8 protein-coding genes are annotated in these 9,544 nt (G+C 55.4%); 6 read left to right on the top strand and 2 right to left on the bottom strand.

All coding sequences use genetic code 11. The features are described 5' to 3' along the window. Positions 1–1,166: ROK family protein (locus tag Q5H33_RS07370; RefSeq protein ID WP_302423804.1), on the bottom strand; the 1,166-nt coding region annotated here is incomplete at its 3' end. A 207-nt stretch (positions 1,167–1,373) separates the two neighbouring features. Here Q5H33_RS07370 and Q5H33_RS07365 point away from each other — a divergent pair. From Q5H33_RS07365 to ilvA, 5 genes are all read left to right on the top strand, one after another. Next, positions 1,374–2,666, top strand: a complete 1,293-nt coding sequence (locus Q5H33_RS07365; protein WP_302423802.1) for an ABC transporter substrate-binding protein — start codon at positions 1,374–1,376, stop codon at positions 2,664–2,666. 14 nt (positions 2,667–2,680) lie between these two features. After that, a complete protein-coding gene (locus Q5H33_RS07360) occupies positions 2,681–3,616 on the top strand; it encodes a carbohydrate ABC transporter permease (protein WP_117502516.1) in 936 nt (311 codons plus the stop codon). Positions 3,617–3,654: 38 nt separating this feature from the next. Next, entirely contained in the window at positions 3,655–4,539 is an 885-nt protein-coding gene (locus tag Q5H33_RS07355; protein WP_117793852.1) for a carbohydrate ABC transporter permease, read from the top strand. A gap of 401 nt (positions 4,540–4,940) precedes the next feature. Next, on the top strand, positions 4,941–6,761 hold the full coding sequence (locus Q5H33_RS07350) for an alpha-glucosidase (RefSeq protein ID WP_302423797.1): 1,821 nt from the start codon (positions 4,941–4,943) through the stop codon (positions 6,759–6,761). Positions 6,762–6,974: 213 nt separating this feature from the next. Then, complete coding sequence (gene ilvA, locus Q5H33_RS07345) at positions 6,975–8,240, top strand: threonine ammonia-lyase (RefSeq protein WP_004223909.1); 1,266 nt, start codon at positions 6,975–6,977, stop codon at positions 8,238–8,240. Positions 8,241–8,486: 246 nt separating this feature from the next. Here the strand turns inward: ilvA and Q5H33_RS07340 are convergent, their stop codons facing one another. Then, positions 8,487–9,242, bottom strand: a complete 756-nt coding sequence (locus tag Q5H33_RS07340) for a Sir2 family NAD-dependent protein deacetylase (protein ID WP_302423793.1) — start codon at positions 9,240–9,242, stop codon at positions 8,487–8,489. Positions 9,243–9,364: 122 nt separating this feature from the next. On the opposite strand from Q5H33_RS07340, the gene Q5H33_RS07335 reads away from it, so the two are divergent. Next, positions 9,365–9,544: hypothetical protein (locus Q5H33_RS07335; RefSeq protein WP_302423787.1), on the top strand; the 180-nt coding region annotated here is incomplete at its 3' end.

The following is a 9,544-nucleotide window of genomic DNA, read 5'->3' as shown; positions in this document are numbered from 1 at the left end:
GCCTTGGCCCACAAAGCCCAATCGTGGTCGGGAATTTCAAAATCCACTGGCGCGGCCTGGCTATGCCGATACATGTTGATGCCGTTACGCAAGTCGTCAATGCCGAATTTCGCGATGAACGACGATTCTCCGGCGATCATGATTTTGTCTGGCATGGCAAGATTGGCGATGGTCGCCACCAGGGTGCCGAGACGGAAGCAGGTGCGGTTCACCAGATTCGTCGCTTGCGGTTTGTTCGCGCGTGCGTCACGTGCGAAATCGTCGAATGATGCGGGATGTCCGATGATTTGCGAATATTCCGCCGCGATCGAGTTGTCGGACAGGCATTGCGCGCATCCCTTGTGTCCGGAAACACAACGCGGCCCATCCGGATCGACCAGAATATGCCCGACCAAACCGTAACTTTTATCCGGACAGCTTACCAGCTCGCCGTTGAACGTCAACGAATAGCCGACGCCCGCGCCGAACGTCAGCACCGCGAAGCTATCCAATCCAACGCCCGGTCCAAACAGGCAGGCGTCAACCACCAACGAATCGATATCGTTGTAAATTCCGGTAGGCAATCCGGTCGCCTCACGAACCATGACGGAAAGTTCCACGGGCTGCGACCAGTGCATGAACGGTGCGAACGTCACCACGGTACCGTCGACAATATGCCCGCCAAGCGAGATTCCCACAGCGCACGGTTTCGGCCAGCCCGCCATCTCCGCCTCGTCGGAACAGTCGGTCGTCAGTTGTTTGATCAGCGCGACCACGGTCTGCGGGGAAGCGTCTTCGATTTCCAGATCATGGCATCCGGTGATGATCTGCCCGATTGCGTTGACCGCAACTGCCGAAATATGCGTCGCGTTGATTTTCATGCCAACGAAAGATCGCGCATTCGCAATCACCTGCAATCCGGTTTGCGGGCGGCCGCGACGTTCCGTATTTTCTTTCTGCACGAAACCTTTCGGCAGTTTGCCGGCCTTGCCGGACGGCATCGGCGTCTCCTCAATCACGCCCGCATAAATCAGATCGCTGGTAATTCGGGAAACAGCACCCTGCGAAAGTCCTAAAATCTGCGCCAACGTAATGCGTGAAATCGGACCATATTTCATGATGCAAGCCGCGACTTTATGGGTATATTCCGAGCCTTCAAACCACTGTGGCAGAGGTGAAACCGCCATCTGAACCATCCTTCGTGCTCCCGTTCGCGCACATCGTGCGTCAAATTACTTTCTCAGAGTAACAAAATCTCGTCGTTTTTGTTTTCCGCCCCGCACAGGCGCGCTGAGTTGGGAATGAAAACCGCCCCCCTCTATAATTCTCAGTAACGGTGGTGTGGTAAGGAAGCCGCTCCACCGTAATAGAGAAAAAATACAAAGGAGTCGAGAATGAAACCTGATTCCACCACTAGTGTAGGTAAATTCAGGAGGATTGTATACCGCGCTCTCACGGCCACATGCGCAATCGCGTTGACGGCCGGCCTTGCAGGTTGCGGCAACAGCACCGCTGAAACCGTCACTTTGGATTTCTTCCAATTCAAAGCCGAAGCAGCGGACTGGTTCACCGCAAAAGCAAAGGAATTTGAGAAAACCCATCCCAGCATCAAAGTCAACGTCAACAATTCGTCCGACGCAACCACTGATTTGCGTACGCGACTCGTGAAAAATCGTGAACCCGACGTCATCACCATCAATGGCGACATTAATTTCGGCATGCTCGCCGAAGCGGGTGTCTTCCACGATTTTACCGACGATGACATCGTCGACGAACTCAATCCAGGCATGGTGAACATCGCCAAGAGCCTTGTACAAACCAACGACGAATCCAAGAAGCGCCTGTACGGCCTGCCGTATGCGGGCAACGCGTCCGGCTACATCATCAACGCTGACGTGTGGGAAGAAGCGGGCGAGGATCCCGACAATCCACCGCAGACGTGGAGCGAATTCATCGACCTGCTGCAACGCTTCAAGAGCAAGGGCATTGTACCGATCGAAGCGAGCACTGCCGATCCGTGGACACTTCAGGCGCCGTTGGCGTCACTCAACTCCACGCTGGTACCGGAATCCGAATATCTTTCCCTCAAAGACGGATCGAAGAAATTCTCCGACCTGTGGGGCACTGTCAGCGATCAGCTGGTCGAGATCTACCAGAATTACACGCAGAAGAATCCGGCAGTTACCTACCAGCAGGCTACGCAGGATCTGGCCGCAGGCAAAGCCGCGATTCTGCCACTCGGCACCTACGCGATTCCGCAGATCCGACTCATCAACAGCGATGCCAACCTGCGGTTCGCGCAAATGCCGGCAACCAACGATGCCAGCGAACAGCAACTCACCGCAGGCGATGACGTGATCCTGACCATGGGCGCACACACCAAGCATGAGAAGGAAGCGCGCGAATTCATCGACTTCCTGATGAACGACGAAAACATCAAGGACTACTCCAAGCAGCAGTCCGCCTTTACCCCCTACAAAGACACGTATGTGGGTGACGAAGCGCTGAACGGCGTGCTTGACTTCTACCAGGCGGGCAAGCTGGCCGATTTCTGCGACCATTACGTGCCAGCCAGCATCAACATCGCAGGCTTCCTGCAGACGCTGGTTCAGTCGGGCAACACCGAAAAATTCCTGAACAGCATGCAATCCGAATACGACAAGATCGAAGCCAGAAACTTCAGGTGAGAGGAGGAACGGACATGACTACCGCACATACTGCAAATACTGCGAAGAAATCGGCAAAAACTTCCAAGAATAAGGTTTCGAAATATTCCAAGCGCAAGGTTGATCCGGCATTTTATTGGATGACCGTTCCGGCTGTGATTCTGGTGTCCATCTTCCTGTATTGGCCGTTCCTGCAGGGCGCGGCATACTCGTTCACTAATTCGCAGGGTTACGGTGATTTTAAATTCATCGGATTGAAGAATTATATTGCGATGTTCCAGGATTCTCGTGTCGGTCACGCGTACCTGTTTACTATTCTCATCGCAATTTTGATTACAATTGGCACGAATTTTCTTGGCATGTTCCTTGCGGTGCTGCTGAATTCGAAAATCGCGTTCAAAAACGGATTCCGTGCGATCTTCTTCATTCCGTACACCCTGTCGGTGCTGGTGATCGGCTACGTGTTCAAGTACATTTTCATGACGCCGTTGCCGGCGCTCGGCCAGGCGCTGCATATTGATTGGCTGTCGACGTCGATGATTTCCAATCCGGATTTGGCATGGTTCCCGATTGTGTTCCTGTCGATCTGGCAGGGCGTTGCCTACTCCACACTGCTGTACTTGGCTGGCCTGCAGACCATCGACAACGAGATTTACGAGGCGGCCGCGATCGACGGTGTGAACGCTTGGCAGAACTTCTGGCAGATCACCTTCCCGCTGATTGGCCCGTTCTTCACCATCAACATGGTGTTGAGCCTCAAGAATTCGCTCGGCGCGTTCGACCAGATCATGGCATTGACCAAGGGCGGCCCGGATTCCAAGACCGAAACCGTCTCGTACCTGATCTTCCAGAACGGCCTTGGCAATGGCGAATACTCCTACCAGATGGCGAACGCGGTCACGTTCTTCATCGTGCTGGCAATCCTGGCCTTCGTGCAGCTGAAGTTCTTCAGCGGCAAGGAAAAGGTCTGAGCAAGGGTCTGAAAGTCTGAAGGTAAAGAGGAAATATCATGACTAGCGCAACTGTTGCAAAGACTGCAAAGACTGGCGTTCAAGCGCAAGCAAAGCCGGATAAAATCCGCAGGGATCATAAGGTCAACTGGTGGCTGACCGCGGTTGTGACGGTGTTGAGTCTTACCGTGCTCGTGCCGTTGTATTTCGCTGTGGTCACCGCGTTGAAGACGCCGGGCGAGGCTGGCACGTTCAGCTTGCCGACCACGTGGGAATGGCATAATTTCGCCGACGCATGGAATAAGGTGAACTATCCGAAGGCCGCACTTAACTCCGCGATCATCACCGTGTGCGCGGTGGTGTTGACGCTGCTGACGAACACGTTCGTCGCGTATGCTGTGGCACGAAATATGGATAAGCGATTCTTCCGCTTCCTGTATTACTTCTTCCTTGCGATGATGTTCGTGCCGTTCACGGTGATCATGCTGCCGGTCGCGAAGGAAATGGGTACGTTGCATCTTGATAATCAGCTTGGTTTGATTATTCTGTACACGATTCTTGGCATCGGCACCAACCTGTTTATTGCGATTGGTTTTATTCGTTCGATTCCGATTTCGTTGGAAGAGGCGGCTCGTATCGACGGTGCTTCCACCTGGCGTATTTTCTGGACAATCATTTTCCCGCTGATGGGTCCGATTAATGCCACGATTGCGATTTTGACCGCACTGTGGGCTTGGAACGACTTCCTGCTGCCGTTGATCACGCTGACTGATCAGAGCAATCAGACGATTCCGCTCGCACAGTACGTGTTCCAAAGCCAGTTCACGTCGAACTATCCGATGGCCTTCGCGTCCTATCTGATGGCCATGGCTCCGGTCCTCATCGTCTACATCTTCGCCCAGAAGTGGGTTGTCGGTGGTGTGATGAGGGGAGCCGTTAAGTGAACAGCCCAGTGGTCTGTTCATAGGCTCCCCCTGAGCGAGCCGATAGGCGAGCGAAGGCAGGGACAACGCGGCCGTAGGCCGTCCGTTCAGGAAGTAACACTTCACCGCTCTGAGCGGGACTGGCCTATCCCACTCCCCAGCGCGGGACGTTCCATTTCCCTTTCTGGAACGTCCCGCGTTTTTATTTTTGCGGATTGGTTTTTCGCGTCCGTAAGAAGCGTATTCTTTTCTTGCTTTGCACAACTCGCCGCGGGAAAGAAAGAAAAACAGGGTTGCATACCATAGGGGAGTAGGCAAAATCGATCTTCTGCATGAAGCTGACATGAGCTGAAAACGGGCAGAGTCAGTCACGAAAGATCGAACGAAAATCCAACAAACGTCAAGCAAAGGAGCTCCACGACATGACGAATTTCAATCGTTCCACCCTTCCCGACACCGTGCGTTCCAACGGCGCGACCCCGAACCCATGGTGGGCCAACGCGGTGGTATATCAGGTGTACCCGCGTTCCTTCCAAGACACGAACGGCGACGGCATCGGCGATCTGAAAGGCATCACCAGCCGTCTTGACTATCTGGCCGATCTTGGCGTGGACGTGGTGTGGTTGAGCCCGGTCTACAAGTCGCCGCAGGACGACAACGGCTACGATATTTCCGATTATCAGGATATCGATCCGCTGTTCGGCACGTTGGAGGATATGGACGAGCTGCTTGCCGAAGCGCACAAGCGCGGTCTGAAGATCGTGATGGATTTGGTGGTCAACCACACGTCCGACGAGCATGCTTGGTTCCAGGCTTCCCGCGACAAGGACGATCCGCATGCCGACTGGTATTGGTGGCGTCCAGCCAGGCCGGGGCATGAGCCGGGCACTCCGGGTGCCGAGCCGAACCAGTGGGGTTCCTATTTCGGCGGTTCCGCTTGGGAGTACGATCCGAAGCGCGGCGAGTATTTCTTCCACCAGTATTCCAAGAAGCAGCCGGATTTGAATTGGGAGAATCCGGAAGTGCGCAAGGCCGTCTACAAGATGATGAATTGGTGGATGGATCGCGGCATTGACGGCTTCCGTATGGATGTGATCACGCAGGTTTCGAAGACTGTTGATAAGAACGGCAAGCTGCCGGGAGAAGACGGCTGCGAGATTGAGGATTATCCGGTTGGTGAGGAAGGCTATTCCAGCCCGTTCCCATGGTGCTCCGACGGTCCGCGCATCGACGAGTTCCTTGCCGAAATGCGCCGCGAAGTGTTCGAAGGCCGCGAAGGCTACATGAACGTCGGCGAAGCGCCGGGCATCACTCCGGCACGCAACGAGCATGTCACCGATCCGAAGAACGGCGAACTTGACATGCTGTTCCTCTTCGACCACGTGGGCATCGACCAGGAAGGTTCCAAGTGGAACACCGTGCCGTTCGAAGTCAAGAATCTGCGCGCCCGCCTCGCCGACCAGCAGGAGGCTGTGAAGAACGCCGGCTGGGCCAGCCTGTTCTTCTGCAACCATGATCAGCCGCGCGTCGTCTCCCGTTGGGGCGACGACGCTGATCGCGAGTCGCGCGAGCTGAGCGCCAAGGCGTTCGGCATGCTGCTGCACATGCACCGCGGCACCCCGTACATTTACGAGGGCGAAGAGCTGGGCATGACCAACGCACACTTCACCACGCTCGAGCAGTATCGCGATCTGGAATCCATCAACGGCTACCGCCAGCGCGTGGAAGAAGCAAAATGCCAGTCCGCAGAATCGATGATGGCGGCGCTCGCGCTCATCGGCCGCGACAACGCACGCACGCCGATGCAGTGGGACGCCTCCAGGTATGCCGGCTTCACCGCGCCGGACGCGGCGACGGAACCGTGGATCGGCGTCAATCCGAATCATGTCGAGATCAACGCAGCCGAGGAATTCGACGATCCCGGATCCGTGTACAGCTTCTACAAGAAGCTCATCGCCATGCGCCACAACAACGCGACCATCGCGACGGGCGAATGGAATCTGGTCGCGGCAGACAGCGAGCAGGTGTATTCCTTCACCCGTACCAGCGGCGACGACACGATTCTCGTCATCGTCAATCTTACTGATAAGACGGCGCAGGTGCCTGCTGAGGTCGCGCAACTGCTTGAGGATGGCGTGGGCGAGTCGCAGGTACTGCTCAGCACCTATGATGCTGTACATAGCGTAAAGTCGGTCGCTCGCGGTGAGCTTGCTCGCTGGGAGGGGGTCGTGATTCAGCTCTGATCGATCTTTCCTATAAACTCTCTGCAAAGCGTTCGTGCGATTCATCACGGGATCGTACGAACGCTTTTTCTTTATTTGTATTGTGATTTATCAGATTATGTATTGCGATTATTCCTGATTGCTTGTGATTACTTTTCGCAAGCAATCTCACTTTTCATCGCGAAAGCCGCATGATAAGGCAGTTTCGGCAGACGTACGCTTACAATAACGCTCATGGAACAAAACGAGGTTCTCAAAGCATTGCAGCGCGATCATGCAGCTGAACTGAAACTAGCCGCCGAACGACTCAAGGGCACTGCACGCCACACGGAAATCATTCCGTCCAAGGTGCTGTCCGACATGACCGGACATGAGATTCTGCTCAAGCCTGAGAATCTCCAGGTCACCGGATCGTTCAAGATTCGCGGCGCCTACAACAAGATCGCATCCCTGAGTGATGAGCAGCTGGCTCGCGGCATTGTCACCGCTTCCGCGGGCAACCATGCGCAGGGCGTGGCCTATGCGGCTCGCGAACGTGGTGCGAAGGCAACGATCTGCATGCCGCAGATCACTCCGCCGCTGAAGGTTGACGCCACCAAGGCGTACGGTGCAGACGTGGTGCTGTACGGCGAGGTGTTCGACGAATCCGCAGCCCGCGCCCAGGAATTGAGCGACACCGAAGGCATGATCTACGTGCCGCCATTCGACGATTACGAGGTGCTGTGCGGTCAGGGCACCATCGGCCTCGAAATCCTCGAAGACGTGCCGAACGTCACCGACGTGGTCGTGCCGCTGGGCGGTGGCGGTCTTGGTGCCGGTGTGGCGCTCGCCATCAAGACGTTCAAGCCGGAAGTGCGCGTGATCGGCGCGATTCCGGAGGGTAGCCCAGCATGGAAGAATTCGCTGGCCGCAGGTCATGTGGTTGCCGCCGACCAGGTGCGCACGTCCGCCGAGGGCGTCGCCGTGAAGCGTCCGGGCGATCTCACGTTCGCGCTGCTCAACGAATTCCTTGACGACATCGTCACCGTGACCGAGCGTGACATCAACGAGATGATCCTGCTCATGCTCGAAAAGCACAAGCTGGTGGTTGAGGCTGCCGGCGCTGTGTCTCTGGCTGCGCTCGAGCACCTCAACCTGCGCTCGCGCAAGTTCGCCGAGGCGAAGGGTCCGCATGTGGTGGTGCCGATCATGTCTGGCGGTAATGAAGACACTGTGTCCATTGGCGCTGTGATTCAGAAGGGTATGATCACGCGTGGCCGCATCATGCATTTCGAGGTCGAGCTGCCCGATACCCCGGGACAGCTGGTGAAGGTCGCCACATTGCTGGCCGAGCAGCGTGCGAACGTTATCGCGCTGGATCACGACCAGTTCAAGGCGTCCAGCCATTACGCGAATGCCGTGGCTTTGGGCGTGACGGTTGAAACGAATGGTCCCGACCACATTGATCGTGTGCTCGAGGCATTGCGCGAAGCCGGTTTCCAGCCGAAGCGCATTTACTGATTTCAGTACCGCTTTTCAGTATTTGATAACCAATAAGGGTCTTGGAAAGCCTTGCGATGATTTCTGATTGTCGCAAAGCAATCCAAGACCCTTTTGTTGTTTATATTGCTTGACTAGCCGTTACGTCATTCGGATTTTTGTCGTTGAAAAATTCGGATTTTGGTAACGACCAACCAAAACCGGTGTAATTCCAACGATTTGTGCCGGTACTGCAAGACGTACGAGAAAACGTATTTACTGTGCGGCTTACTGCTCGGCGGTGATGGTTTCGTCGACGAGCTGCGGCAGGGCGACGGCGATATCGTCGTGGATAAGCCGGTCGGCCAACCGATCGTATTGCGTGCGTCCCATGTTCATAATGGTGATCGGCACGCCCGCCTCTGCGGCTATGGGCACGATGCTTGCCGCGGGCATGACTTCCAGCGTGGATCCGATGACCCACAGTTCGTCGGCCTGCGTTGCGAGTCGATACGATTTTTCGAGCGCGCCGTCCGGCAATGCCTCGCCGAAGTAGACCACGTCGGTTTTGATGAGTCCGTTGCATGGCATGTTGCCGCTGTAGGGCAGTCTGCGATGGCAGTGCGGATCGGGTTCGTTGTCGAGATTCGCCATGATGTCGGTGGTGTCATATTTTGCATGGCACTTCATGCAGTGCGAGGTACCGATGGTGCCATGCAGATTGACGATGACGTCGCTGCTATTGCCGGCTTTTTCATGCAATGCGTCGAAGTTTTGTGTGGCGAGCAGCGTCAGCATGCCAGCCTGTTCCAGTTTGACGAGCGCTTTATGTGCGGTGCCCGGCTGTGCGGTCCACACGGGCGATTCCTTCTGCCAACGCCAGGAATACTTGCGATCTTCCTCGTGGCAAAGGAATGCTTCGATGTCATACACTTTCGTTTGTTCAGGGTGCTTAGTCCAGACGCCGTCCGGTCCGCGGAAGTCGGGAATACCTGCGGACGTGGAAATCCCCGCCCCCGTCAATACTGCGATCTTTTTGCTCATATCTTAGGTATAGCCGCACGACGTAACTTCTGATGTTTCACGTGAAACAGGGAACATCGGGCAATCAAATTCGAGAAAAGCAATCTTAATAATCATGCATGGAAAGGAATGAGAGGTGCATTATGACTACTGATATTGCACAAAACATTGCAGATGATGGCGCTGATGCGGCCGAGACTGCCGAAACGACCGAGACTGTTACGGGCGATCGGGGCAATCGATATCGAATCGATGGTGGCGCCGCCGTCGCTGATCATGCATGGTGGCCGCGATCAGTTGGTGCCGTTCAATCAGAGTTGTCG

The organism is uncultured Bifidobacterium sp. (assembly GCF_959020145.1).
GTDB lineage: Bacteria > Actinomycetota > Actinomycetes > Actinomycetales > Bifidobacteriaceae > Bifidobacterium.
Note: the sequence above shows the minus strand (reverse complement) of the source record. Positions and strands in the feature narration are given on the sequence as shown.